The sequence below is a fragment of the Sphingobacterium sp. UBA7253 genome (genome assembly GCF_002472745.1).
Taxonomy (GTDB): Bacteria; Bacteroidota; Bacteroidia; order Sphingobacteriales; family Sphingobacteriaceae; genus Sphingobacterium; species Sphingobacterium siyangense.
On the sequence record NZ_DKSP01000221.1, the window covers coordinates 47,360 to 74,213 of the forward strand.

Annotated in this window: 24 protein-coding genes; 13 read left to right on the top strand and 11 right to left on the bottom strand. The window is 38.3% G+C overall.

Features of this window, described 5'->3' with window-relative positions:
• Positions 1-877 (bottom strand): LysR family transcriptional regulator (locus B2X72_RS22755; protein ID WP_286851572.1); only part of this gene is annotated, 877 nt, incomplete at its 3' end.
• A 61-nt stretch (positions 878-938) separates the two neighbouring features.
• Positions 939-2,309 carry a dipeptidase gene (locus B2X72_RS22760; RefSeq protein WP_286851573.1) on the bottom strand — a complete coding sequence of 457 codons (1,371 nt, stop codon included), beginning with the start codon at positions 2,307-2,309 and terminating at the stop codon, positions 939-941.
• A 107-nt stretch (positions 2,310-2,416) separates the two neighbouring features.
• Between B2X72_RS22760 and B2X72_RS22765 the strand changes: the two genes are divergently transcribed.
• The 7 genes from B2X72_RS22765 to B2X72_RS22795 all read left to right on the top strand — a co-directional run bounded on the left by B2X72_RS22765 (position 2,417) and on the right by B2X72_RS22795 (position 11,114).
• On the top strand, positions 2,417-2,731 hold the full coding sequence (locus tag B2X72_RS22765; RefSeq protein ID WP_145327816.1) for a hypothetical protein: 315 nt from the start codon (positions 2,417-2,419) through the stop codon (positions 2,729-2,731).
• A 7-nt stretch (positions 2,732-2,738) separates the two neighbouring features.
• Complete coding sequence (locus tag B2X72_RS22770) at positions 2,739-3,290, top strand: RNA polymerase sigma factor (protein WP_075991109.1); 552 nt, start codon at positions 2,739-2,741, stop codon at positions 3,288-3,290.
• On the top strand, positions 3,283-3,636 hold the full coding sequence (locus B2X72_RS22775) for a hypothetical protein (RefSeq protein ID WP_286851575.1): 354 nt from the start codon (positions 3,283-3,285) through the stop codon (positions 3,634-3,636). The genes B2X72_RS22770 and B2X72_RS22775 overlap by 8 nt, the downstream gene beginning before the upstream one ends.
• A gap of 183 nt (positions 3,637-3,819) precedes the next feature.
• The gene (locus tag B2X72_RS22780) at positions 3,820-6,543 is read left to right on the top strand and encodes an outer membrane beta-barrel protein (protein WP_286851576.1); all 2,724 of its coding nucleotides are present in this window, start codon (positions 3,820-3,822) and stop codon (positions 6,541-6,543) included.
• Between the two features lie 18 nt (positions 6,544-6,561).
• The gene (locus tag B2X72_RS22785) at positions 6,562-7,350 is read left to right on the top strand and encodes a GLPGLI family protein (RefSeq protein ID WP_286851578.1); all 789 of its coding nucleotides are present in this window, start codon (positions 6,562-6,564) and stop codon (positions 7,348-7,350) included.
• Positions 7,351-7,603: 253 nt separating this feature from the next.
• On the top strand, positions 7,604-10,321 hold the full coding sequence (locus B2X72_RS22790; RefSeq protein ID WP_286851579.1) for an outer membrane beta-barrel protein: 2,718 nt from the start codon (positions 7,604-7,606) through the stop codon (positions 10,319-10,321).
• A gap of 1 nt (position 10,322) precedes the next feature.
• Positions 10,323-11,114: a GLPGLI family protein gene (locus B2X72_RS22795; RefSeq protein WP_286851580.1), complete on the top strand. Its 792-nt coding sequence runs from the start codon at positions 10,323-10,325 to the stop codon at positions 11,112-11,114.
• Between the two features lie 59 nt (positions 11,115-11,173).
• Here the strand turns inward: B2X72_RS22795 and B2X72_RS22800 are convergent, their stop codons facing one another.
• Together B2X72_RS22800 and B2X72_RS22805 are read right to left on the bottom strand one after the other, a co-directional pair.
• Positions 11,174-11,353 (bottom strand): histone H1, encoded by a 180-nt coding sequence (locus B2X72_RS22800; protein WP_070562307.1) that lies wholly within the window; start codon positions 11,351-11,353, stop codon positions 11,174-11,176.
• Between the two features lie 118 nt (positions 11,354-11,471).
• Positions 11,472-13,610 carry a S46 family peptidase gene (locus B2X72_RS22805; protein WP_088160287.1) on the bottom strand — a complete coding sequence of 713 codons (2,139 nt, stop codon included), beginning with the start codon at positions 13,608-13,610 and terminating at the stop codon, positions 11,472-11,474.
• A 176-nt stretch (positions 13,611-13,786) separates the two neighbouring features.
• Between B2X72_RS22805 and B2X72_RS22810 the strand changes: the two genes are divergently transcribed.
• From B2X72_RS22810 to B2X72_RS22825, 4 genes are all read left to right on the top strand, one after another.
• On the top strand, positions 13,787-15,157 hold the full coding sequence (locus B2X72_RS22810; RefSeq protein ID WP_088163450.1) for a DEAD/DEAH box helicase: 1,371 nt from the start codon (positions 13,787-13,789) through the stop codon (positions 15,155-15,157).
• A gap of 6 nt (positions 15,158-15,163) precedes the next feature.
• Positions 15,164-15,409, top strand: a complete 246-nt coding sequence (locus tag B2X72_RS22815; protein ID WP_075991115.1) for a hypothetical protein — start codon at positions 15,164-15,166, stop codon at positions 15,407-15,409.
• Between the two features lie 104 nt (positions 15,410-15,513).
• A complete protein-coding gene (gldC, locus tag B2X72_RS22820; RefSeq protein ID WP_088160288.1) occupies positions 15,514-15,864 on the top strand; it encodes a gliding motility protein GldC in 351 nt (116 codons plus the stop codon).
• 27 nt (positions 15,865-15,891) lie between these two features.
• Complete coding sequence (locus tag B2X72_RS22825; protein ID WP_075991117.1) at positions 15,892-16,299, top strand: EVE domain-containing protein; 408 nt, start codon at positions 15,892-15,894, stop codon at positions 16,297-16,299.
• Between the two features lie 107 nt (positions 16,300-16,406).
• On the opposite strand, the gene B2X72_RS22830 is transcribed toward B2X72_RS22825, so the two are convergent.
• From B2X72_RS22830 to B2X72_RS22860, 7 genes are all read right to left on the bottom strand, one after another.
• On the bottom strand, positions 16,407-16,934 hold the full coding sequence (locus B2X72_RS22830; protein WP_046674180.1) for an acyl-CoA thioesterase: 528 nt from the start codon (positions 16,932-16,934) through the stop codon (positions 16,407-16,409).
• A gap of 14 nt (positions 16,935-16,948) precedes the next feature.
• Positions 16,949-17,863, bottom strand: a complete 915-nt coding sequence (locus tag B2X72_RS22835) for an SDR family oxidoreductase (protein ID WP_088160289.1) — start codon at positions 17,861-17,863, stop codon at positions 16,949-16,951.
• A gap of 182 nt (positions 17,864-18,045) precedes the next feature.
• Positions 18,046-18,990: a M20/M25/M40 family metallo-hydrolase gene (locus tag B2X72_RS22840; protein ID WP_088160290.1), complete on the bottom strand. Its 945-nt coding sequence runs from the start codon at positions 18,988-18,990 to the stop codon at positions 18,046-18,048.
• 89 nt (positions 18,991-19,079) lie between these two features.
• A complete protein-coding gene (locus B2X72_RS22845; RefSeq protein WP_075991120.1) occupies positions 19,080-19,730 on the bottom strand; it encodes a lipoprotein signal peptidase in 651 nt (216 codons plus the stop codon).
• Between the two features lie 55 nt (positions 19,731-19,785).
• Positions 19,786-20,172, bottom strand: a complete 387-nt coding sequence (locus tag B2X72_RS22850) for a TraR/DksA family transcriptional regulator (RefSeq protein ID WP_046674049.1) — start codon at positions 20,170-20,172, stop codon at positions 19,786-19,788.
• 3 nt (positions 20,173-20,175) lie between these two features.
• Positions 20,176-23,589, bottom strand: a complete 3,414-nt coding sequence (gene ileS / locus B2X72_RS22855) for an isoleucine--tRNA ligase (RefSeq protein WP_088160291.1) — start codon at positions 23,587-23,589, stop codon at positions 20,176-20,178.
• 214 nt (positions 23,590-23,803) lie between these two features.
• The gene (locus tag B2X72_RS22860) at positions 23,804-24,154 is read right to left on the bottom strand and encodes a HesB/IscA family protein (RefSeq protein ID WP_046674047.1); all 351 of its coding nucleotides are present in this window, start codon (positions 24,152-24,154) and stop codon (positions 23,804-23,806) included.
• 285 nt (positions 24,155-24,439) lie between these two features.
• On the opposite strand from B2X72_RS22860, the gene glyA reads away from it, so the two are divergent.
• Positions 24,440-25,711: a serine hydroxymethyltransferase gene (gene glyA / locus B2X72_RS22865; protein WP_075991122.1), complete on the top strand. Its 1,272-nt coding sequence runs from the start codon at positions 24,440-24,442 to the stop codon at positions 25,709-25,711.
• A 533-nt stretch (positions 25,712-26,244) separates the two neighbouring features.
• The gene (locus B2X72_RS22870; protein ID WP_075991123.1) at positions 26,245-26,841 is read left to right on the top strand and encodes an RNA polymerase sigma factor; all 597 of its coding nucleotides are present in this window, start codon (positions 26,245-26,247) and stop codon (positions 26,839-26,841) included.
• Positions 26,842-26,854 lie beyond the last annotated feature (13 nt).

Consider the following 26,854-nt stretch of genomic DNA (forward strand, 5'->3'; position numbering starts at 1 on the left):
AGAATTGCAGAAACTGGTTGGGCGTACCGGCAAGGCCTCCATATAAATGGGTAAAATAGAAATAACGTTCTATTGTCAATTGTGGAATATCAACAATGGTCAATAGATTATTTAACACTTCTTTTTGCACTGTATGAATAGATAAAAAAGCAAAGCTGTTGCGACGAGCAAGGTAGCCTTTGATACTCTCTGTTGAAGGCAAGATCATTTCTATCTGTACTTCGGATAGATTAATGCTTTTATCTTTTAGTGCATTCTCAATAATTGTTCGTGTACCTGAGCCCTGCTCGCGTAGTACCAAAGGTAAGCGCGTGATATCGGATAATATTGGATTTTTTAATTGAGCTAATAGTGGGTTTTGGCTATTTGTGACCAGAACTAGCTCATCCTTCATAAAAGGAATGTATTTCAGCGCCCGGTTGTCGGTAGACCCCTCCGTGATACCTAAATCCAATGTTTTGTCGATAAGCTGCTCCTCAATACTGCGGCTATTGGATTGAAAAGACTGGATACGGTTGTTGGGATATTGGGATAGAAAATCGGCAAGCAGAGCAGGTAAAACATATTGGGAGATGGTTGTGCTGGCTCCTAAGACCAGATTTCCTTTTCGCACTTCCTGCAACTCCTGTATTTCTTGGCCCGCCTGATTATACAGATTGATAATCTGTTGGGCATATTTATAGAGAATTTGACCTGAATCGGTTAAATTAAGATTGTTGCCCTTTCTTTCGAAGAGTGGTACGCTAAGTTTCTTCTCTAGTTCTTGGATGTTTTTGCTTACGGCTGGTTGTGAGATGAAAAGGGCCGAAGCCGTTTTGGTGAAATTAAGGTGCTGAGCCGCAGTGTAAAATACAATTAAACGAAAATCAAAATCCATAAAACGATAAAGGGTTATTTCTAAAATTTAAAAATAACCCTTTATCTAATGAAAAACTAAATTATTTGCTTAGTTCCGCGTAATATTTATGAAATAAAGGAATTGTTGATATTCCCATAAGGTAATTCTCAATACCATACTTTTCATTGGGAGAGTGTAGGTTGTCACTATCTAGTCCGAAGCCTAAGAGTACAGTCTTTAAACCCAATACTTCTTCAAAAAGAGCGACGATTGGAATTGAACCACCACCACGCGTTGGGATAGGTTTAACACCAAAGGTGTCATGTAGGGCTTTTTCTGCCGCTTTGTAAGCAACACTGTCGGTCGGTGTGACGACAGGTTCACCACCATGATGAGGTTTAACTTCTACTTTCACATAATCTGGTGCAATAGATTCAAAATGTTTTTTGAAACGCTCCGTAATACGGTGAGAGTTTTGGTTTGGTACAAGACGCATTGAAATTTTTGCATTCGCTTTTGAAGGCAATACTGTTTTGGCGCCTTCACCGATATAACCACCCCAAATACCATTTACTTCTAAGGTTGGGCGAATACCGGTGCGTTCTAATGTTGTGAAACCCTTTTCTCCCCAGATATTTTGGATACCCAGGTCAGTTTTGTATGCTTCAATGTCAAAAGGTGCTTCATTTAATGCTTTACGTTCTTCAGCCGTCAATTCGACAACATCATCATAAAATCCAGGGATAGCGATATGATTATTTTCGTCATGTAATGATGCAATCAGTTTTGCTAATATCGTCGCCGGATTGGCTACTGCTCCACCATATACGCCGGAGTGTAAATCTCTATTAGGCCCTGTAACTTCAACTTCAACATAAGAAAGTCCACGTAAGCCAGTTTCTAACGATGGTTGAGCCATGCTGATCATCGATGTATCGGAAATAACAATAACATCAGCTTTCAGTCTTTCTGTATTTTCTTTAACAAATGTGCCCAAATTGACTGAGCCCACTTCCTCTTCACCCTCAATCATAAATTTGATGTTGCATGCTAATGCATCATTTTTAATCATGTATTCGAAGGCTTTTACATGCATATAAAACTGACCTTTATCATCGGCAGAACCACGTGCATAGATTTTGCCATCACGGACCGTCGGTTCGAAAGGAGGGGTATCCCACAACTCGTATGGATCAGCAGGTTGTACGTCGTAATGACCATATGTCAACACTGTAGGAAGTGCCGGATCGATAATTTTTTCTCCATAAACGATTGGATTACCAGCGGTAGGACAAACTTCTACATTGTCGGCTCCGGCTTCACGCAATTTCTGAGCAACAAATTCAGCAGTTTTTTCAACATCTCCTTTAAATTTAGGATCGGCACTTACTGATGGTAAACGCAATAAATCAAACAACTCATCCAAAAAACGTTGCTTGTTTGCTTCTACATATTCTTTAATGTTTTGCATATTGTTTGTGTTTGAAACAAATTTACACAAATCGAGACATTTAACTCAATTTGTTGTAACCTTTTCGGGAAAGGCTGCGACTAATGTAAAAACTAATTCAAATAATTATGGAAAAGCAATCAGTAGGGGCCATTTTAGGAATCGGACTATTTACATGTATCACGTTGTGTGTTTATTTTATTATGCGGTATCGGAGTGTGGCTGTACAGATTCCAGGTGAAAATAAGAAAAGAGAGTCACTAGATTGGCAAAAGCCCGGGATTTTAGTACTTGGTATAGGAATAGGATTATTCATTGTGGGAATTTTGGACAACTACATGAACACTGATTTGCCAGATTCACTTGCTGTCGCAATTTTGATTATTTCTGCGGGTGTTGCAATGATAATTGCTAACCGATTGGATAAAAAACGCGATATTTAACCCGCCAATGGATGAAATCTATATTCGAAAAGTTCTATCAGGCGATGTGGAATCCTATCGTTATTTTATAAAAACGTATAAGGATATGGCATTTTCTGTCGCTCTTTCTATTGTAAAGGAAGAGCATTTGGCAGAAGATGCCGTTCAGGATGCATTTATAAAATGCTATCAATCGCTGTCTTCCTTTAAAGGGAAATCGAAATTTAGTACATGGTTTTACCGAATTGTTGTGCATGTTGCTTTTAATGCCATTCGTCATAAGAAACTGGAGTTGGTCAATTTTGATCTATCCCACCATGACATGTCGCATGAAGATTCCGTATTGGATGAAATAATCGAACACGAAAGAAAAGAAATGATCAACGATGCACTCACTATTCTGCCCGCTCGCGAGTCTGTTGCATTACGGTTGTTCTATCTCGAAGAACAGTCGATGGATGAAATTAAAGAGATTATGGGCTGGACATTAGCGAATACCAAAGTGATCTTGCACCGGGCCCGTAAAAATATGCAGATCATTTTAAGTCAGTTAATTAAAAAAGCAGAGTATTATGGATAAGGAACAGGAAAAATTCAAAAAAGTTATGCAAATGAGTAAAATAGAAATGCCATTTGACGATTTTGAACAACGTATCATGAACGGTATCGCTGCGCTCGAGAAAGATAAAGAGAGAGCCCTGTCAAATAAAAAGTATGCGATTACATTTTTTCTTCTTGGGACTGTTTGTGGCATGATGTTCAATAATTATCTGATGGCCAAAATTCAAGTTGCAGACATTGCCCCGGATCTTAAAAATTATAGTGAGATTGGTGGCCAGTTATCTTTTGCTGTTTTGATATGCTTTTTCTGTCTTCAGTTGTGGCGTTTGATCAATATGCAAGAGAAGAGGCATTATCAGGTATAGTGAAGATCTTTTGTATGAATACATAGGATCTGAGCTGCTGTAAAAAGGACCTCTTATTTTGCTCGAAAGGGGAACTATGAACCAAAATCCATTTTTTAAGAAATAAAATTAAATTTACTGTAACAAAACATTGGTTTTATCTACTAATGTTATATTGATATTAATTTACTATCCAACAATTTTATGAAAAGAGTTTTACAAATTCTCTTATTTTTCATTTTTGCTATTCCTGGTTTGGCTTTGGGCCAATCCAAGATTGCTGGAAAAATAAGTGATGTAAAGGACCAACTAAAGTTATCAGACGCAACAGTTATGCTGTTGACCGCTAAAGATTCCATATTAACAGGCTTTACGAGATCTGATGAAAATGGTCTGTTTTCCTTAGCCAAGCCCGATACAGGAGCTTACGTGCTGATTGTGAGTTATCCCAAGTATGGCGATTTTTATACAGAGATTCAATCTGGCGTGGATTACTCCAAATTGGCTATTGGCCTAACAAATACAGCCACATTATTACAAGAAGTCATCGTTACTGGACGCATCCCAATTACAATTAAAGGTGATACCACAGAATATGATGCCGGCAGTTTTAAAGTTGAGAAGAATGCCAAGGTTGAAGACCTGTTGAAAGCTTTGCCTGGCATCACGGTTGATGCATCTGGAAAGATTACTGCACAAGGTAAAACAGTCAAAAAAGTATTGGTAGATGGTGAGGAATTTTTCGGTGATGATCCGACACTGGTGACACGAAATATCCGATCGGATATGGTGGATAAAGTTCAGGTATACGAGAAAAAATCCGAGCAGGCAGAGCGAACAGGAGTGGATGACGGTCAGCGTGAGCAAACGATCAATGTAAAGCTAAAAGAAGGCTCTAAAAATGGCATGTTCGGAAAAGCGCTTCTTGGCGGTGGAACCGACGACTATTATATGGGGCAATTGATGTTGAACAAGTTTAAGGGATCGCAGAAAATATCAGTTTATGGGCTTTTCGGTAATAATGGTACCACGAGTATGAACTGGCAGGATGCACAAAAGTATGGTGGTGATTCAGGTGTTTCCTATGGTGATGACGGATCAATGAGCTGGTCTAATTTTACGGATCCTTTTTCTGGACAAGGGGTTATTGGTGTACCTAAGGCTATAAATTCGGGCGTTAACTTCTCGGATAAATTTGATAAGGATAAACATACAGTCAACATTAACTATAAATACGGAAGATTGAGCAGCGATGGAAATGATGAAACGATTACGACCGGTTTGATCAATAACAAATCAGTGAAGAATGTAGATTCTGAAAATGACCAGCATCGTGCGAATCTGAAATATGACCTGAAATTAGATTCGTTAAATCTCTTAACCATACGAGGCGGGGCATCAAGAAAGAATCTTTGGTCAGATAACAAGCGTGAGGCTTATCAGTTCGGCCAAAATGCAGATACAACTATTGCTGAGAATACGCGAGAATTGGTGAAAAATAATATCAACGAGTTCAATTTTAGTACTTATTTTACGCACAAATTCAAGAAAAAAGGACGTTCTTTTACATTTGATGGTCAATGGAAAAGAAATGAGATGAAAGGTACTGGACATTTAAATTCCGACCTGAGAAATTATAGCTTAAAAACAGACTCAACTACAGATCAAAGTAAGGTGCGTAACAATACAAGTGACGTGCTAAGCGCTTCAATTTCTTATACCGAACCTTTATCCAAAATTTGGAATATTGTTGTGGGAACAGGAATTGAGCAAAGTAATAGTAGTTCCATCGTGGAGTCTTTCAATATTGATGGAGCCGGAAATTATACTCAATTGGATCGTCGTTTCAGTAATAACTACGATTTTGATAGAAGCAGCAATAGGTACAAATTGGCTGTAGTTCATACAACTGAAAAATTTAAGTTCACTGTGGCTAATAATTTCAATAATGACAAATTGAAACAGTTCAATAACTATACAAGCGAGGGGATTACAAGAAGTTACTTTACGTATAATCCAAATGTAAGTGCAGGTTATTCCTTTACAAAAACTAAGGGGTTATGGATGAACTATACCGGTAAAAATCAATTACCTTCTTTAAGCCAGATCCAACCGATCTTGGATAACTCAGACCAGATTAATCGCTATTTGGGAAATGAAAACTTAAAACCATCATTTAGAAACTCATTAAATCTGAATTATAATTCGTTCCGTGTGTTGACCGGAAACTATGTTTATGTCGGTGGTAATATCTCTACCGAAAAGAACCCGATTACGCAGAATATTGATACCCTAAAAGGGATTAATACATATACTTGGAATAATGTTGATGGTAAGACAAATACTTCCCTGAATGTGTGGTCCGGAGTTTATTTCAAGCTGAGCAAAAAACTTGGCCTGTCCAACTCGCCACAGTTTTATGTGAATATGAGTGATAATTATAATATGTTCAATCACCAATTGAATAAAGTAAATACGACGAACTTTAATTTTACGTATAATTTCAAGAGAGATACCAAGACAGGTTTAAATTTTGACCTGAATTTTAGTCCACAATATCGTTTGATGAAATCAAGTTTGGAACGCAATACCAACAGTAATGGTTTTGTTTTCGCTTCCAACGGAAGTGTGGAGTATTTTTTCAACAAAACATTTAAGGTTTATACCAATTATACCTACTCCTACGAGGCGGCCACCAAAGCTTTTGATGAGAAGTTTGAGCAGTTTTTGTTGCATCCAGGTGTAAGCAAGAAATTCCTGAAAAATGAATCGTTGGTGTTGGATTTTATGATCAACGATGTTCTTAACCAGAACAAAGGCTTTAGTCGTTCGGCATCGACTTCTGTCTTTACCCAACGTCGATATGATACGATACGCAGATATTATATGCTTAAACTATCATGGGATTTTACAAAAATGTTTTTATAAAATATTAAGCGAAATACAATGTTAAAATATATCTTTTTTCTCTTCTTCTGTTGTTCAGCCTTAGGTCTTAAAGCACAGTATACATTGTTTGGTCGATCGGGAACTATTTCCTACGATAAGACGATGTATATGAAGAATATCGTAAGTAAAAAATTCATCGCTAAGGCCGATGATAACTCAAAACAGTTTTTTGAGCGTATAGTACCGAGATTACCAGAAAGTGCCGTGTTAAAGAAGTCAATGAAATTCAATACTACGGAAACTTTGTTCGAGTCGGTAAAAGACGAGAGCCTGGATGCAGAGATTAAGCAGTATATTATGATGCTTGCGCTAGACTTTGATGCAGCAACACTTTCAAATATGTCCAACCGATCCTTTTTGAGATACAACGATATCGTAGGTGAAAAAATCATCGTTCAGGATTCCATGAAGCGTATCAAATGGAAAATCACAGATGAATACCGTGAGATCGCTGGCTACAATTGCAGAAGAGCCAATGGTATTACCCCGGACTCCATTTATGTCATTGGATACTACTGCAATGAAATTCCTATCAGTGGCGGTCCAGAGTCCATCAATGGTCTTCCGGGAATGATTTTAGGCTTGGTTGTACCTAGTCAGCACGTTTCTTATTTTGCAACAAAAGTTGAACTCAGCAACACAGTTGTGATGGACAAAAAGAAATTTGAGAATACGAAGGTAAAACGAATGACAAGAAAGGCCATGACAGATCAGATTACAGGTGTGCTGTCTCAACACATGAATAAAGAAACTGTTCAATTTATTATGGAACTTGGCAATTTATAAAAATCACAGCATGCTGTTCACATAATATGTTGTGTATTTCTAACTGTTTAGATAAAAAAGCTCTTCTTTTGAAGAGCTTTTTTTATGATTTTTAATTTGTATTATGTTGTTAATCAATGGTTTGTTTTATTTTTTTAATATCTTTTTATTACTTGTATTTTTTTTGAGATAAACTTAAATTAACTGAAACAAAATATTAGTTTTGTGCACGAATTTTATTATTTATATAATTATATACTATCCAAACCATATTATGAAAAGAGTGGGGCAACTACTTTTACTTATTTTATTCTGTTTCTGCGGAATAGTTCATGCTCAATCCCGTATTGAAGGAAAAATCACTGATGTAAAAGATCAGCTTAAGCTGCATAATGCAACAATTATGTTGTTAACAGCTAAAGATTCCATTTTGACCAATTTTGCCCGTTCGGATGAAAATGGTAAGTTCTCTCTTGAGCGGCCTGATACTGGACAATATTTTATCATTGTAACCTATCCGAAATACGGTGAATATTACGCGGAGATCCTGCCAGGGCAGCATTACAGTAACATGTCTATTGGAATGACCAGCAGCGCAACCTTGCTGGAGGAAGTCATTGTTATGGGACGGGTGCCCATTAGTATCAAGGGGGATACAACGGAATATGATGCTGGAAGTTTTAAAGTGGAAAAAAACGCTAAAGTTGAAGATTTGTTGAAAGTCCTACCTGGGATTACCGTCGATGCCTCTGGAAAAATTACTGCCCAAGGAAAAACAGTGAAGAAAATGCTTGTTGACGGGGAGGAGTTCTTTGGTGACGATCCTATTTTAGTAAGCCGGAATATTCGTTCTGATATGGTTGATAAAATTCAGGTCTATGAAAAGAAGTCTGATAAGGCTGAGAAAACAGGGATTGATGATGGTGAACGTACACAGACAATCAACGTGAAGTTAAAAGAGGAGGCTAGACGTGGAATATTCGGCAAAGTGGATGTTGGTGGAGGTAGTGATAAATTCTACGCTGGACAGGGCTTTTTGAACTATTTTAATCAATCGTTTAAAGCTTCGGCTTATTTGATTGCAAGTAATACAGGCAAGAGTGGGCTCAGTTATGAGGAAGTATCAAGCATGGGGGGAGACTACGATAGAGGCGATAATTTTAATGGTGAAGGTATTCCTAAGTCCTTGAATACGGGATTTCTATATTCAGATAAAACCGCTAACAAAAAACATGCTTGGCGGATCGACTATAAGCATATCCGATCCGATGTTGATTTGGATCGCAGCGTGTTCACACGCAATGCGGCACGCGACACGATATTGACTAGCAACAGCAGCACGTTGGCGTCAAATGAAAACAGAAAGCATAATATTGGTTTGAAATATGAATTTAAGGTCGATTCCATGTCGGATTTAACGGTTTGGGCAGGTGCAAACAAAAGGCATGATAATAGTTCTTCAGAGACACAATCAACTACTGTTAATCAATTTGATCAAAAGATCAACGATAACATGCGAAAGTTTAAGAACGATTCTAGGTCAGAACAGTATAATGCCTCAGCACTCTATGTAAGACGTTTTAAAAAGAAAGGCCGTTCGTTATCATTCAACTATTTTACATCGGGCAATAAACAGGATGGTGAGCAAGATTTGTTTTCTAAACTTAGATTTTACAAAGAAGGGAATGCTGAAAGAGATTCGACTCTCGACCAGAAGAAATTTGTTAAAAATAGCTCTTTTTCCACTGGGGGTGAATTTGCTTATTCCGAACCGCTTTCAAAAAAGATTATCCTTTCTTTCGAATATGGATTGAATCTCAACAGAAATAACAACGCAGTTAGGTCTTTCGATAAAAATCAGAATACCGGTACTTTTGATAGACTAGATAGTTTGTATAGCAATGATTTCTTATATAAAACGATAAAAAACACCTATAATTTCGCAATTAATTACAAGCCTCTGGAAAAGCTAGTGGTCAATGTCTCGAATAAGTTCGAAAATAGTAATCTGTCGCAATTAAACCGTATGGAGAATTCGAGACTTTCACGATCATTTTTTGTATATAATCCGGTGGTTGATGTTAATTATGAAATACAAAAAAATAAATCGATCAATTTGGAATATCAGGGTACCAATGGTTTGCCCTCTTTAAATCAGATCCAGCCACTGCGGTCAAATTTGGATCCGCTGAATGAATATTTAGGTAATGAAAATTTGAAACCATCTTACACCAATAATTTGAACCTAAGCTTTAGAACCTATTCTGTATTGGAAGATAAGTTTATAGGTGTCTTTTTAAGTGCATCACGTACAAACAATGCATTGGTGCAAAATACAACGATTGATTCACTGGGTAAAACGACCTTTGTTTGGGGAAATTTGAATCATAATAGCAATAATCAAATTAGCATCAGGCCAATGTTTTATGGCAAGTTATGGAAAAAATTTCAATTGAGACATGGGGGAGGACCATCCGTATCTTTCAGCAACAATTATAACTATGTCAATACTGTTTTGGCGAATGCCAAGGTGCAGCGTTATGGGGTAAATTATGGTCTACAACGATCGACTACCAAAGGCTTGGACTTTGGTATTGAATTGTCCCCAGGCTATCTTATCCAAGATAATTCTATTGGCGCAATGGAGGATAGTAAGGGATTTACGTTTTCATCTGAAGGAAACCTAAAGTACTTTCTTCCGGCTAAATTTATTGTGCGGGCAGATTTTAGTTACAATTATCAGGCTCCTACAGCGGTGTACAGTAAAAAATTTGAACGATTTGTGCTGAGTCCCGCATTATCAAAAAAATTCCGAAAAGATGAAAAGTTGGAATTGACCTTTATGGTTAATGACCTCCTCAAACAGAATGTGGGTTTTGACAGAAGTCAAAACGGGACACTATTGACCGAACGCCGATACAACACAATTAGTAGATATTATATGGTTAAGCTGACTTGGGAAATAAATAAAATGCTCGTAAAATCGAAATAAAATGAAAGATATCAAAAATTTACTCGTCCTATTGCTGTCCCTTTTCTGGGGAGCCACAGCTTTTGGACAATATGCTTATTTTCCTACGCAAGGAACAATTACCTATGACAAAACCGTGTTTCTTAAAAACCTGCTCAAACGTTATGCAACATATGCAAAAGACGAGGATACACGTAGTTCTATCAAAGAAATGATCGGGCAGATTCCCGAAAATCAGGTATTGCAAAAGAAACTGACATTTTCCAATGATGAGGTCCTCTATGAGCATATTGCTGAAGAGTATTCGGATGTTGTTAGCGGACTGATGCGGTCTGGAATTTTTGAGTCAGGGATAAGTGGCTATCAAAATTTGAAGAGTAAAGCATTTAATTCTGTCTTTGAGTTAGGAGGGGAACGGGTTGTCGTGACAGATTCGACGTTAAAGATCAAGTGGAAAATCACGAATGAATACCGTGAAATCGCTGGTTATCCCTGCCGCAGGGCCAATGGACTTGTACTGGATTCCATCTATGTCGTTGCTTTTTATACGGATCAAATCCCTGTTTCGGGAGGTCCTTCGGCCTTTAATGGACTACCGGGGATGATCCTTGGTTTGGCGGTTCCAGAGCTGCATTACAATATGTTTGCAACGAAGGTGGAGTTGGGAGCCGTAAACCCTTCATCGGCAACCTTGTTAAAGAAGAAAGATAAACCCTTGACCAGGCAGCAGGTTTATGATAAACTGAAGGCCTCTTTCGGTGATTACCTGGGTATTAAGATTTACAATTTGGTGATGGCCTGTACATTTCTGTAAAAGCCAACAAAAAAGGCCTTTCATTTGAAAGGCCTTTTTTATGTTTAACTTCGAAAAAACTATTTTCCGTCGTTTTTCTTAGCAGTAACTTCGTTACGAAGTTCTTGTGCTAAGGTTTTGATTTCTTGTAATCCTTTACGTACACGTGTACCAGCTGCAGAATTACCATTGTTGAAGAACTTGTCTGCATCAGCTTCGATAGAAGCTACTAACTCTTTTAATTTTACGTAGTTTTCCATTTTTTTATAATTATAATTTTAGTTTTTATGGTTTTTCCTAAACACTCCTTAAATATACAAAAACGAATCAAATAGAAAATAAATTTCGTTTTTTTTTATCGAAAAAGCTTAAAAAAAACTATTCAACAATCTTAAGTTCGTCAATAATGTTGGTTGCTCCTGCAAATTTATCGATGATAAATAATACATAACGGATATCAACTGAAATTGTACGTTGTAGCTTGTGGTCGAAGATCACATCACCAGCCATAGCTTCGATATTACCATCAAAAGCTAGGCCAATTAATTCGCCGTTGCCATTTATTACTGGTGAACCTGAGTTTCCGCCTGTTATGTCGTTGTCACTTAGGAAGTTCACTGGTAAATATCCTTTCTTGTCGGCATAACGACCGTAGTCCTTATTATTGTACAAATCCATCAAACGTTGTGGTAAATCAAACTCTTCGTCGCCCTTTTTGTACTTCGCAATAGTGCCTTTTAACGTCGTGTAAAAGTTTTTGTCAGCGTCATTACGAGGATCTTGTGGTAGGCCTTTGATCGAACCGTAAGTTAAACGTAACGTACTGTTCGCATCTGGATAGAATTTACCTTTTGGATTCGACGCTAATACCCCAGCGACATATTTACGATAAGCACCTTCAAATTTGTCGTCTTGTGTTTTCCAGCTAGGATCTACTTGACGGTATCTGTTAAGTAAGGCCGAAGAAAGTTTATACAATGGGTCATTGGCTAAAATTTCAGCGTTAGGGTTCTCCAGGTAATTGTTCAAACGTTCAGCAGAAGCGAAGATGCTGTTCTTCACAGATTCTTTGACATAAGCCGTAAAGTCACCATTATTTTTAGCAGCCAATTCTGCAATATATGGTGCAATATTTCCTGCTTTTTTAGCATAAAGATTCAATTCGTCAATCAATACTTGCTCTTCAAGCGGCATGTACATTTTTTCATAACCTGCATCGATGGCAGATTTTAAACGAGGAAGAATAGCATTTCTTCTTGCTTCATCTCCAGCAGTATATACTTCTAAACCTGATCCAATTGTGTTCGGTAAAGCTGCAATTGCACTAGAACGCAACATGCCCATTAAATAGTTGTCATGTCTAGCTTTCTCGTTTGTCGAAGCATAAAATTCGTTGATTGTTTTGATGACATCACCGTATTCTGCTTTGTTTGCAGCTTTATTTGCCCATTTGTCAAATTTAGCTTCATCTTTTGCTTTAGATTCTGCAGTTTTATGTAATGTCAAAGCATCAATCATTCCTTGACGGTTTTTCCAGTAATTAGCTACCTGAGAGTATTTTGAAGCGTAGTTCAATTTTACAGCTTGGTCTTGATCCATAAATTTTTTCATGGCATCCATACCTGTTTTAGAAGCTTCTACCCAAGCTGGATAAGCGAATTTAACATTCTGATTGATTCCTCCAGCGGGCATCCAACGATTGGTACGACCTGGATAGCCTAAGATCATCGCGAAATCTCCTTCTTGAACACCTTTTAAGCTGACAGGTAGGAAATGTTTAGGTTTCAAAGGCACATTATCTTGTGCATACTCTGCTGGATTACCATTTTTATCGGCGTAAACGCGGAAAATTGAGAAATCTCCGGTATGACGTGGCCATTCCCAGTTATCCGTATCACCGCCAAATTTTCCAATGCTATTTGGGGGTGTTCCTACCAAACGGACATCATTGTAATCTTGGTATACAAAATAATAATACTCGTTGCCTTGGTAGAATGATTTTACTTCAACCACATATTTACCATTTTCGCTATTCTCTTTTTGAATTTTGGCAATTTCAGCAGCAATGATTTTTTTTCGTTCATCTTCAGCCATTTTGTTGTTGACCAAACCTAAGATTCGTTTTGAAACATCATCCATGCGCACAAAAAAGCGAACCGACAAAGATTTAGGCTTTAACTCTTCATTTTTGGATTTGGCCCAGAAACCATTTGTTAAATGATCATTTTCTGGTGTAGAAAGTTCAGCAATAGCACCATATCCACAGTGATGGTTGGTGAATACCAAGCCTTGATCAGAAACGATCTCAGCAGTACAGCCACCATTGAATTGTACGATTGCATCTTTTAAGCTAGAGTGGTTAATGCTGTAGATTTCTTCGGCACTTAAGCGAAGCCCTTTTTTCTGCATATCTGACTCATTCAGACGCTTTAGATACATTAAAAACCACATTCCCTCATCGGCAAATGCAGCAAAGCTTGTTGTGATGAACAACAAACACATCCATAATTTTTTCATATCAACCTGATAAAAAGTTTGTTTATACCCTACAAAAATGCTTTAATTCTCTTAAAAACCAAAATATTAGACTTTATAATATGCTTTTTACCAATTTTTATGTCAATTGAAAGTAAATGTGTACCGTATTGGTGGTCAAGGAAAGTCAAATGGACTCTTTTCCTTATCTTTGCAAGATGCAGCAATCATTTGAAAATTTTAAATTCAATAAACAGATCTTAAATGCGATAGCGGAGGCGGGGTATCAACAACCGACAGAGATCCAAGAAAAGGCAATTACTCCAATATTGGCCGGGCAGGATGTGATGGGAATCGCTCAGACGGGAACTGGAAAAACAGCGGCATTCGTTTTGCCGATGCTGATGAAGCTAAAATATGCTCAGGGAAATGATGCGCGTGCGTTGATTTTGACACCAACGAGAGAATTGGCCATGCAGATCGAAGAAAATATTAAGTTGTTTTCTACTTATCTTGATTTGCGTTCAGTGGTACTTTATGGTGGATTAGGACCAAAAACTCAGATAGAAGCACTCGAAAAAGGAGTGGATATTATCGTGGCAACTCCAGGTCGATTTTTAGACTTGTACCTCGAAGGGCACATTGTTGTCAAATCACTCAAATTTTTGGTCTTGGATGAGGCCGATAAGATGATGGATATGGGTTTTATTAGTAAGATCCATCGTGTACTTGAAATTGTGCCACGCAAACGTCAGAACTTATTGTTCTCAGCAACAATGAGTGAGCTTGTTCGCAAAATTGCAGGTGATTTCTTAGCGTTTCCGACCATTATTGAGGTGTCCGAACAAGCTACACCAGCCAAGACGGTAAGTCAGGCGCTATATGTCGTTCCTAACCAAAAGACAAAATTGAATTTACTTCAACATCTCTTGAAAGATGATGAAGCGTTTAGTCGACTGATTGTTTTCTGTAAAACAAAGCAGGTAGCAGATAATGTCTTCCACTTTTTGGAACGTAAATACGGTAAAGATGAGGTTCGTGTTATTCATGCCAATAAAGGTCAGAATACACGTATCAACTCCATCAATGCGTTTAAGGAAGGGAATATTCGTATTTTGGTCGCAACGGATGTGGCGGCGCGAGGGCTTGACGTTTCTAATGTAAGCCATGTGATCAACTTTGAAGTACCTATTGTTATAGAAGATTATGTGCATCGTATTGGACGTACCGGGCGAGCTTTCAATGAGGGGGATGCTATCACGTTCTGTAATGATGCTGAGAAATATTATGTTCGCAAAATCGAAAAATTGATCAAGCAAAGTATTCCTGTCTACGCACTACCAGAGGATGTTTTTATAGAGAAAACACCCTTTCATGAAAAACAGGATATTGCACGAGAGATTGATAATCAAAAGCGGAAAGATGATCCAGATTTCCAAGGTGCTTTTCACGAGAAAAAATACGTTATCAAACAGAAAGAAGTGCGGGAGGCACAACGAGCTTCCGGATTTAAACCAAAAGCAAAAAGTAAAAGTAAGTCTGCAGGCGGAAAATCGGGAGGAACAAATCGTAATTTTAAAAAACGTTAATTTATTGTGCGCTTTACACCACTAAATATCGCTAGTGCATGCCTTGTTGCCTGGTTTGTTATGGAAAACCCCAATGACGAAAAGGCCTTATTTACTTGGGGCGCATTTATCCTATTGTTGTTGATATTGACCGTCATTGATATTGTATTTAGGGTCTTTGTAAAGCCAAATAAAAAAATGTGGTTATTACAATTGGCATTTTTGGTAGTCGTTTGTGTCACCAGTTTAATTGTCAAAGTAACCTTTGGGTAAGAAGTAAAATTAAAAATAAAGACGAGTTAGGTTGTGAATCGATGGCAAATATAGTTCCTGTTTCAAAAAACATAGCTCAATATAAATAGCTCAATAATATTAAAATGAAAAAAGCTGAAATAAAATTACAGGTAGAGTTAGATGAAAACAACGTGCCTGAAAATATCATGTGGTCTTCTACAGATGGAAATAATGCGGAGGAATTACCTGCAAAAGCGATGTTTTTAGCCCTATGGGATTCACATTATAAAAATTCAATGCGTATTGATCTTTGGACTAAAGATATGCCCTACGATGAGATGAAACGTTTTTTCTATGAAACGCTGCAAACATTGGGCGACTCTTTTATCCGTTCTTCAGGCGGTGATCCGATGGCGGAAAAAGTTATTGGCGACTTGCGTGATTACTGTGCGCATTTTGCAGATAAAATGGAAGTTTTAATGCCACAACAATAGTTTTTAACGCTTAACAGAAATTTGACCATGCAATACTTCTTAGTAAAATCTGAACCATTTAAATATAGCTGGGAACAATTTAATAAAGATGGCCGTACATTTTGGGATGGCGTTCGTAATTATCAAGCTAGGAATAATATCAAAGCTATGAAAGAAGGGGATCTGGTTCTGTTCTACCATAGCAATGAAGGAAAAGAAGTTGTGGGGGTGGCCAAAGTCGTCAAGGAATTTTATCAAGATCCGACAACAGATGATGAGCGTTGGGTCGTGGTGGATCTGGCACCTGTAGAGACGCTGAAGAAATCCGTTACGTTGGAAACCATTAAGGCTGATGAACAGTTGCAGGATATCGCCTTGGTCAGACAAGGACGTTTGTCTGTAATGCCTTTGAAGCCAGAAGAATTTGATCGGATTTTAGCGCTTGGCAACGCGTAAGCTAGCGCAAATAAATCGACCCAGTGTATGGGGATATAAAAAAAGGGAAAACGATCGTTTTCCCTTTTTGATTATTTACAAGGTATGTAAGTCATGAACATCAAGCATTAGTTCTTTTGGCTAAAAAGACTGACCAGCGCTTTTAATTTTTTTGCATTTTCAGGCTTTAATTTCCCCGCGAGAATAAGGCGCAGTTCTCTTCGTTGTAATGCATCTTCGTAAGCTTTGTGTTCTATATCTGTTTCCGGAATTAATACAGGCACAGCTTTAGGATTGTTATCCGCATCAACAGCAACAAAGGTATAATAAGCTTCGTTGGTTTTTACACGGGTGCCTTCCGGTAAATTAGACGCGAAAATTTCCATGCGTACTTCCAAAGAACTATTAAACGCACGCGTTACCTGAGCTTGTATCGTGACGACCTCACCAAGTTTAATGGAGCGCTTAAAAGATACATTGTCGACTGATACTGTTACGACGACATTGCTACAGTGTTTTTGAGCAGCAATAGCCGAACAGATATCCATCCAATACAATAAACGGCCACCCATCAAATTCCCAAAAGTATTTGTGTCGTTGGGTAATACCAATTCGTTCATCTCAGTGTATGACTCTCGCGCAAATTTCTCTATCATATCATTATTTGTCATTATCGTCCAAACGTTTTGAATTGATTATCTATGATTGCCAAAGAATCCATAAATGACGTCGGCACATAACCCAATTCAGCGTTAGATCTAGTCAGATCAAAGCCTGTCTGCCGTGGCCTGTTCTCCGCCTGTCCAATGCTGGCAGCACTGATCTCTGAAATCAGTCCTTTGTCTAGTTGCCAGTAGTCTGCAATTTTGTAGACTGCCTCATTGATCGACATTAATTCTGCTCCTGAAATATGAAATATTCCCTGCGCTTTTCTGTCAATAGCGAGTTGGCAAGCATAAGCTAAATCATCCACAAAGGTAGGCATTCTCCATTGGTCATTGACTACTTTTATGGGTTCATTTTGCGACAACTTACTTTTAGCCCATAATACTAGATTCGAACGATTGGGGTCAGCATTGATCCCATATACTAATATCGTGCGAAGGATAGCATAATTACAGTTGGATTGTACAAGCACTTGTTCGGAAGCATATTTACTCTTCCCATATTCACTTTGTGGATTGGGGAGATCTGTTTCATCATAAGGCGCATTTTTTTTGCCATCAAATACAAAGTCCGTGGATAAGTGGATCAGTTGTGTCTGATGTGCAGTACAATAGGAAGCCAGATCGGCTACGAGATCGACGTTAAGCAATTGACATGCTGCTTGATCTGCTTCACAAGCTTCCACACTGGTCATAGCTGCTGTATGTACAATTGCATCAAAAGTTTGTGCAGATAAAAAATCTGTCAGTTTTTCCCGATCCGATAGGTCTACCTGAAAGAAAGCATAATTCACTTGATTCGGGTTACGATTTGGACCCTTTGAAATGGCGACAACATCATATTGGTCATTTTTAGCAAGTAAATCAACGACTTTTTGGCCAAGGAATCCATTGGACCCTGTCACTAGAATTTTTTTCATCAACAATAATTAAATGATATCCAAGCACCTGTTTATAAAGACTCGTTTGCAGGGTCTTAAGTGCGCTGTTTAGTTTATTCGTGTATGTCTACAAACTAATTTACTAATCTCTGTTATAGTATTTGAGCATATAAAAAGCTAGATTATCACATGCTGTTAGACACAAATCCGCCTTTTTTGTTTTAGTTGGTCCATATAAAATCCATTTTACTGGATTGTTTCATGATATTTTCAACTACTGTTTTTTCTAGATCCAAAATGGATTTTAAAGCGTTATAATCGATTTTATCGGCATCATCGGTCGGCATATGATAGTCTGGGTGTCCACCAGTATGGAAAAACAACACCGGTATATTCTTTTTGTAGAATGAAGTTTGGTCAGATCCGCCGTTGCCATCCTTGCTAAGATTAAATTTTATAGGTGCCTGAACATCTTTGAATATAGCTGGCCATTGACTACTTGTTCCATAGCCGATTACAGCAAGGCCATTGCTGGGATTATAACGGCCGATCATATCCATATTGAGCATGGCTGTGATTTTCTCCAATGGTAGGGTAGGGTGTTCCGTAAAATATTTGGAACCAACTAATCCCAATTCTTCCGCTCCGAAAGCAATAAACAACAAGTTGTAGGGTTCTTTTTCATTGTTGCTGCTAAAGTAACGTGCGAGCTCCAATAAACCAGCAGTACCAGAGGCATTATCGTCGGCTCCATTGTGGATTTTGCCTACTCCTAAGGAGTCTTTTGAACTTCCTTGACGACCTGTTCCCAAGTGATCGTAATGTGCGCCTATAACAACTGTTAAGTCTGCACCATTGTCAATAAATCCAATGATATTATCTGCATTGCGAATGCTGTCTGCAACTTTTACTTTCCAGACTTTGGCTTTGAAGGATTGGCGGTACCCTTTTTCACCTTTAGGCTCAAGTTTGTATTTTTTGAATTCCTTTTCAATATAATCTGCAGCTTGAAATACTTCCTTACTGCCCGTTCCCCGTCCCTGCATTTTGTCGTCAGCGAGGTAATAGATATGTTTCTTTAAGTTGGAAACTTCGATCTGTTGTGCCTGTGCTATTTGGATTCCTAGTAGGCCGCAAAATGTCAAAAGTAGGCTAATGTTTTTCATGCTAATAGTAGAGTTTAGATAGTTGTATTGGGTTATATGTACAAAAAAATAAAAGCCTTGGGATTAACAAGGCTTTTAGGGATATTTCGTTAATCTTCAACGATTTCACTGTGGATGCTGGATTTCTCTTCTTTTTCTGTTTTGAAATACCGTTTTTGAAATAACAGGATCAAAACCACCCCAACAGAAATTGCCGAGTCGGCAATGTTGAATACAGGTCGGAAGAAGAGGAACTCTTCACCGCCCCAAAAGGGCACCCAAGAAGGGAAGTTGCCTTGAATTAATGGGAAATAAAGCATATCGACCACTTTTCCGTGCAGGAAGGAAGAATAACCACCACCTGCTGGGAATAAACTTGCTTTATCATACCAGGTACTTTCACTAAAGATGACACCGTAAAAAGCAGAATCGATGATATTTCCTAAGGCACCGGCAAGAATTAGGGCAACATTCAAGATGAAACCACGGTTATACTTATTTTTGATCATGTAATGCAGGCCGTATCCAATACCAGCTACGGCTAAAATACGAAATACCGTCAAAAATAATTTTCCATAATCACCGCCAAATTCCATACCATAGGCCATTCCATTGTTTTCAATAAAATGAATCTGGAAAAATTTGCCCAATACATGGTGGCTTTGTCCAATTGTCATTGTGAGCTTAACCCATATTTTTGACAATTGATCTATTAAAAGTATCGCTACGATGAGCGCGATCGGTTTCGTATAACCCTTCATTGTGTTATAAAAATGGTCTTTGCCTAAGCAAAGACCATATATTTAATGCCTAAAATTAATATTGTTTGTTTTTCGCTTCGATGCTCAACGTTGTATGTGGAACAGCTTTCAAACGTTCTTTTTGAATCAGTTTTCCGGTCTCTCTACAGATACCATACGTTTTGTTCTCGATGCGCACCAACGCTGCTTCTAGGTTGTCGATAAATTTCTTTTGACGAGCAGCCAATTGATTTGTTTGCTCTTTTTCTAAAGTAGCTGAACCGTCTTCCAATGTCTTGTACGTTCCAGCAGTATCGTCGGTACCATTAGCATTACTGTTATTAAGCGTTGCGGTCAACGAGGAAAGCTCTTCTTTTGCTATTCTAAGCTTGTCCAAGATAATATCTTTGAATTCTTGTAATTCTGAATCGCTATAGCGTGTTTTCTCGTTGTTGTTTGCCATAATTTAATTTTTTTGGATTAATGCCTTAAGTTCTTTGCCATCGATCTCGATGGTCTCTCCTTCAGTTAGTGAATCTTCAAATACCAATGAATCGGCCAGAATTTCGGTGCAAATATACGATAAATTTTCGTTGGCAGCATTGACCACTTCTGAAGCAGCTGTTAACTTTACGTTAATTCTATCAGTGACTTCTAATCCTTTATCCTTCCTTAGATTTTGTAGGCGGTTGATCAATTCTCTTGACAAACCTTCTTTTTTCAATTCTTCGGTGATATGTACATCTAATGCTACGGTCAATTTACCTAGATTCGCTACTTGCCATCCTTCAACGTCTTCTGCTATAATTTCTACATCGCTCAGTAAAATCGTATATGGCGTGCCTGCTAGGGCCAATTCGCCTGTTGATTCCAACGTGCTGATTTGATCTATAGTCAACGATTGGATAGACGAAGAAACTAACTTCATATCCTTACCAACTTTCGCGCCAAGAGCTTTGAAATTTGGTTTTATTTTTTTCTTAATAATACCAGTGGTATCTGTAATGAACTCGATATCTTTGATATTGGTCTCAGAAAGTATCAGATCTTTTACTTTCTCTACCTTTTCTTGGAAAGCACTATCAAGTACCGGAACCAAAATTTTGTTTAATGGTTGACGTACATTGATGGAAGTTTTCTTCCGTAAAGAAAGTGTCAGCGATGAGATATCCTGCGCTAAAGCCATGCGTTCTTCCAGATCTTTATCGACTAGACTTTCATTATAAACCGGGAAATTCGCCAGGTGAACAGATTCAACTTGTTCCTTGTTAGTGGCTGAATTCAAATCCAGGAATAATCTATCCGAGAAGAAAGGTGATATTGGGGACATCAATTTCGCAATCGTATCAAGACATGTATAAAGTGTTTGATAGGCCGAAATTTTATCTTCTGTATAATCTCCTTTCCAGAAACGACGACGGCAAAGACGGACATACCAGTTGCTGAGATGTTCATCAACAAAGTTTTGAATAGCGCGCGCGGCCTTTGTAGGCTCGTAATCCGCTAAGTATTCGTCTACCTCCTTGGTCAACGAATTTAACAAGGAGATAATCCAACGGTCAATTTCAGGACGTTTTTCCAAAGCGATATCTGGTTCTGAATACGAGAACTTATCGATATTGGCATACAATGCAAAAAAAGCGTAGGTATTATATAAAGTACCAAAGAATTTACGGCGGACTTCATCCAATCCTTCCATATTGAATTTAAGGTTGTCCCATGGTGCGGCATTGCTGATCATGTACCAGCGTGTTGCATCGGCACTGTATTGATCGATCGTCGAGAATGGATCAACACCATTGCCTAGGCGTTTGGACATCTTATTTCCATTTTTATCCAACACCAAGCCATTGGAAACCACGTTTTTGAAGGAAACCGATTTGTACATCATTGTAGAAATCGCATGTAAGGTGAAAAACCAACCCCGTGTTTGATCAACTCCTTCAGCGATAAAGTCTGCAGGGTATGCATGATCAAATCCAGCTTTAAAAGGAAACTCTTCGCCTTTGGCTAGTTTTTCGTGATCCAATCCCCATTGTGCATAAGGCATTGCGCCTGAATCAAACCATACGTCTATCAGATCAGGTTCGCGGAATAACTTTTGTCCGGCATCAGAAACAAGAACGATATCGTCAACATATGGACGGTGAAGATCCAGTTGCTCGGTGTCGAATTTATCCAAGTAAGCTTTATTTTTCGCTTTTTCATCGTCAGATAAAACGTCTGAGGTCAAAGAAGCTTCCAATAAGGATTTTAATTCAGGTAAGGAGCCGATACAAACTTCTTCATTTTCGTCTTCTGAACGCCAGATAGGAAGTGGAGTTCCCCAGTAACGCGAACGCGAAAGGTTCCAGTCCACCAAGTTTTCTAACCAGTTTCCAAAGCGGCCGGTACCGGTTGCTTCAGGTTTCCAGTTGATGGTTTTATTTAATGCAACCAAATCTTCCTTCACTGCTGTCGTGCGGATAAACCAGCTATCTAATGGATAGTATAGAACAGGTTTGTCTGTACGCCAACAATGTGGATAGGTATGCTCATATTTTTTGACATCGAAAGCTTTGTTGTCCTCTTTTAGTTTGATAGAGATCAACACGTCTGTGGGTTTGAAGTCTTCTTTTGAACGTTCCTCTGTGCTGTAATATTCCTCTTTGACAAATCTTCCGGCAAAATCTGTGATTTCACTTACAAAACGTCCGGTACGGTCAACAGTAGGTACCTCTTTTCCATTTTCATCTTTCACCAAGATGCCCGGTACACCATGTTCTTTTGCTACACGAAAGTCATCCGCACCATAAGTAGGAGCAGCGTGAACGATACCGGTACCGTCTTCAGTCGTAACAAAGTCGCCTGGAATAACGCGGAAAGCATTTTCTTGTAAGTCCTCGTTGGTGATATAAGGCAACAATTGCTCGTAGCGCAAGCCAACAAGTTCTTCGCCTACAAATTCTGCTGCAAGCTCCCAAGGAATTACTTTGTCGCCCAATTTATAGTCTTGGAAGGATGCATTTTCTCCTTCCGCTTTAAAATGTTTGCTGATCAAATCTTTCGCTAACACGACAGATACAGGAGCACCGGTATATTTATTGAAAGTTCGGATCTTAACATAATTTATTTTCTTGCCTACAACCAAAGCTGTGTTGGACGGTAAAGTCCATGGCGTGGTCGTCCAGGCAATGAATGCTACATCCTCCGCATCGTCGTCAACTAATTTTTCTATAGCTGGGTGAAGCTGACTTTTGATCAGTCTAAATTCTGCAACGATGGTGGTATCTTTAACATCTTTATAGGTGCCGGGCTGGTTAAGTTCATGCGAACTCAATCCCGTACCTGCTGCCGGAGAGTAAGGTTGTATCGTATACCCCTTGTACAAAAGACCTTTTTTGTAAAGTTCTTTTAATAAATACCATAAGGTTTCGATGTATTCATTCTTGTAAGTAATATAAGGATGCTCAAGGTCAACCCAATAGCCCATTTTGGTGGTTAGGTCATTCCATACATCGGTATATTTCATTACCTCCTTGCGACAAGCGTCATTATATTGTTCTACAGTAATCTTTTTGCCGATATCCTCTTTTGTGATTCCAAGAGCTTTTTCGACAGCAAGTTCAATGGGCAGACCATGGGTATCCCAGCCGCCTTTTCGTTTCACTTGGTAACCTTTCAAAGTCTTGTAACGACAGAAAATATCCTTAATCGTACGTGCCATCACGTGGTGAATTCCAGGCATTCCATTTGCAGAAGGCGGACCTTCAAAAAATGTATAGGTCTTGCTTTCAGGACGATTATTGATACTTTTTTCGAATATTTTTTCCTGTTCCCAACGGGTCAAAATCTCTTTACCTATCTCGGGTAAATTTAACTGCTTATATTCTTTGTACATCAGACTGTTGTATGCTTCTTTTCTAAAGGTCGCTAATTTAGTGATTTATGATGGAAAATGAAAGAGGGCTTTGTTGTGCTTATATCATTAAATCGAGGTTGAACTTTTTGAAATCTCCCCCTTGATCAACTGGCGAAAATGATGGAAGCATCTGCTACGACAAAGGGACTACCCATGGCAGTCCCTTTGTTATTTCATTCTTGCTGAAATTCAGTTATGCTGAAAAACTGCTTCCGCATCCGCAGGTACTTGTTGCATTGGGATTGTTGAATGTGAAGCCCCTTGCATCGAGTCCCGATTTGAAGTCGATTTCCATACCGGCAAGATATAGGCCATGTGCTTTGTTCATAAAGATGCGAATTCCTTGAATTTCGTATTCGTTATCGCCGTCCTTTTTCTGGTCAAAGCCCAAGATATAACTCATACCGGAACAACCGCCGCCTTCAACACCGACACGTAAACCAAAATCATCAGAGATTTCTTGTTGATCCTTTAATTTATTTAGTTCCTTGATTGCCCCTTCTGTTAAGGAAACAGGAGCAACTGCTGTATGTTCTGTACTCATTGTAATAGTGTTTTAGCCAATCCAATACAAAAATACATTTTTTTAATGGCAAAATGCTTGACCGGAATTTTTTGACATTTTCGAAACATTCAATTCTTCGTACGCTTATTCTGTCCGATAGCACCATAAAATGATCTTGACCTAATTAGGTAATTCGCATAAATAAGGCTGTTTTTCTAAGAATATTTAATAAAATAGGACTTTTTGTCGATATTCTTTATGGAATATGCTATCTTTGAGGCATTAAAATAAACTACAAAATTTACTTTACAACATTTAAAAACAATGGAAAGAGATCAAGCCATTTTTAATTTAATAGCTGATGAGCTTAAACGCCAAGAAGAAGGTATTGAATTAATTGCTTCAGAAAACTTTGTTTCAAAACAAGTGATGGAAGCTGCTGGTTCAGTGTTGACAAATAAATATGCAGAAGGCCTCCCAGGAAAACGTTACTATGGAGGTTGTGAAGTTGTGGATGAGATTGAAACCATCGCAATTGATCGTGCAAAACAATTATTTGGCGCAGAATGGGTAAATGTTCAGCCTCACTCTGGTGCTCAAGCGAATGCGGCTGTTTTTTTGGCGACAATCAAACCTGGTGACAAAATTTTAGGTCTTGATTTATCTCACGGTGGTCACTTGACACACGGTTCACCAGCGAACTTATCTGGTAAGATCTATCAACCATTATTTTATGGTGTAAAAGAAGATACAGGTCTAATTGACTACGAGCAATTGGAAGAAACAGCGCTTCGTGAAAAACCAAAGATGATCATCTGTGGTGCTTCGGCTTATTCTCGTGATTGGGATTATGCGCGCATTCGTAAAGTTGCAGACGAAATAGGTGCTATCGTAATGGCTGATATTTCTCACCCTGCAGGTTTAATCGCTCGTGGTTTATTGAATGATCCACTTCCACATTGCCATATCGTTACGACAACGACACACAAAACGCTTCGTGGCCCACGTGGTGGTATGATTATGGTCGGTAAAGATTTTGAAAATCCATGGGGCATCAAAACACCTAAAGGTGAAATCCGTACAATCACGCAATTATTGGATTTAGCTGTATTCCCAGGTACACAAGGTGGTCCTTTGGAGCATACAATCGCAGCGAAAGCAATAGCTTACGGTGAGGCTTTATCCGATGAGTATATGGAATATATCGTTCAGGTAAAGAAAAATGCAGCTGCATTGGCACAATTCTTTGTGGAAAGAGATTACAAGATCATCTCTGGTGGTACAGACAATCACTTGATGTTGGTGGATCTTCGCAACAAAGATATTTCTGGTAAAGAAGCTGAAGCTGTATTAGGTAAAGCCGGTATTACAACAAATAAAAATATGGTTCCTTTTGATACACGTTCTCCTTTTGTGACTTCAGGTGTACGTTTTGGTACTGCTGCAATTACAACACGTGGTATTAAAGAGAATGAAATTATACAAATTGGCGAGTTGATCGATGAGGCATTGAAAAATGCATCTAACGATGCTCAACTGGATTTGATCCATGGCAAAGTAAGAGCAATGATGGCTGAGTTCCCATTGTATAAATAAGAAATTCCCCTAGGAATAAAAAAAAGCGGAATCACCGATGCGGTGGTTCCGCTTTTTTTTATTCCTACAGCTATTCTCAGCATAACATGTATGGTATAAGCCCGTACCAATTTAACTTATCACGGGAATTATATAATAACCTGAACCGTATTTTATACGGTTCAAATAGGGATTCATCCGAATGAGGTCCCTATTAGGTCCCTATTAACTCCCTATAAAGTTCGGATTGAATAATGCCTCATTGGCGTGTTGTCCTTCTCATGTACAACTGCTGGTTCTAGCTTGTTTCGGAGGGAATGGGAGTATTGCCTTAAGAGCTCGGTTTGGAAATGTGAGGTAGATAACTTATTTTTAAATGTTAAAAAACCTTAAAATAAATTGTAATAATTTGATTACTCATTTATTTTGCGGTAATTTGGTTTTAGATTAATTGATTGTTTTACAATAAGAAAGGATAGTTTATACGGCAAACATTTACATTTTAACACAGAACTGATAATTTATTTGCGAACTGCTAAAAAAGTAAGTGACGTATGAGACTTCTAAAAGGTAAAAGCGATCAAGAGTTGATCCAAATGTATGTCGGTGGCCAAGAGTCCGGTCTAGAGGCATTGTTGAATCGATATAAATCGAAAATATATACTTCTATATATATGAAAGTAAAAGATGAATATCTTGCTGAAGATATTTTCCAGGAGACTTTCATTAAAATCATCAACACATTAAAATCCGGTAAATATAATGAAGAGGGTAAGTTTTTACCTTGGGCTATTCGTATAGCACACAATATGATTGTTGACTTTTTTAGAAAAGCAAAACGTGCTCCAAATATTGTGAATGCTGATGGCTTTGATATTTTTGAGGTGCTCGAATTTAGTGATGAAAGCGCAGAGTCAAAAATGCTCAAACAGCAGGTTGATGTTGATCTTAAGAAAATGATCCAAAAACTTCCGGACGATCAAAAAGAGGTGCTCATTATGCGACATTTTTGTGATATGAGTTTTAAAGATATTGCAGAAATAACCGAAGTAAGTATCAATACTGCTTTGGGAAGGATGCGCTACGCATTGAGTAATTTACGTAAGATGATTGAAGGTACCGATCTTACCCTGCAAATGGGCTATTTATAATAAAGGGGGCATT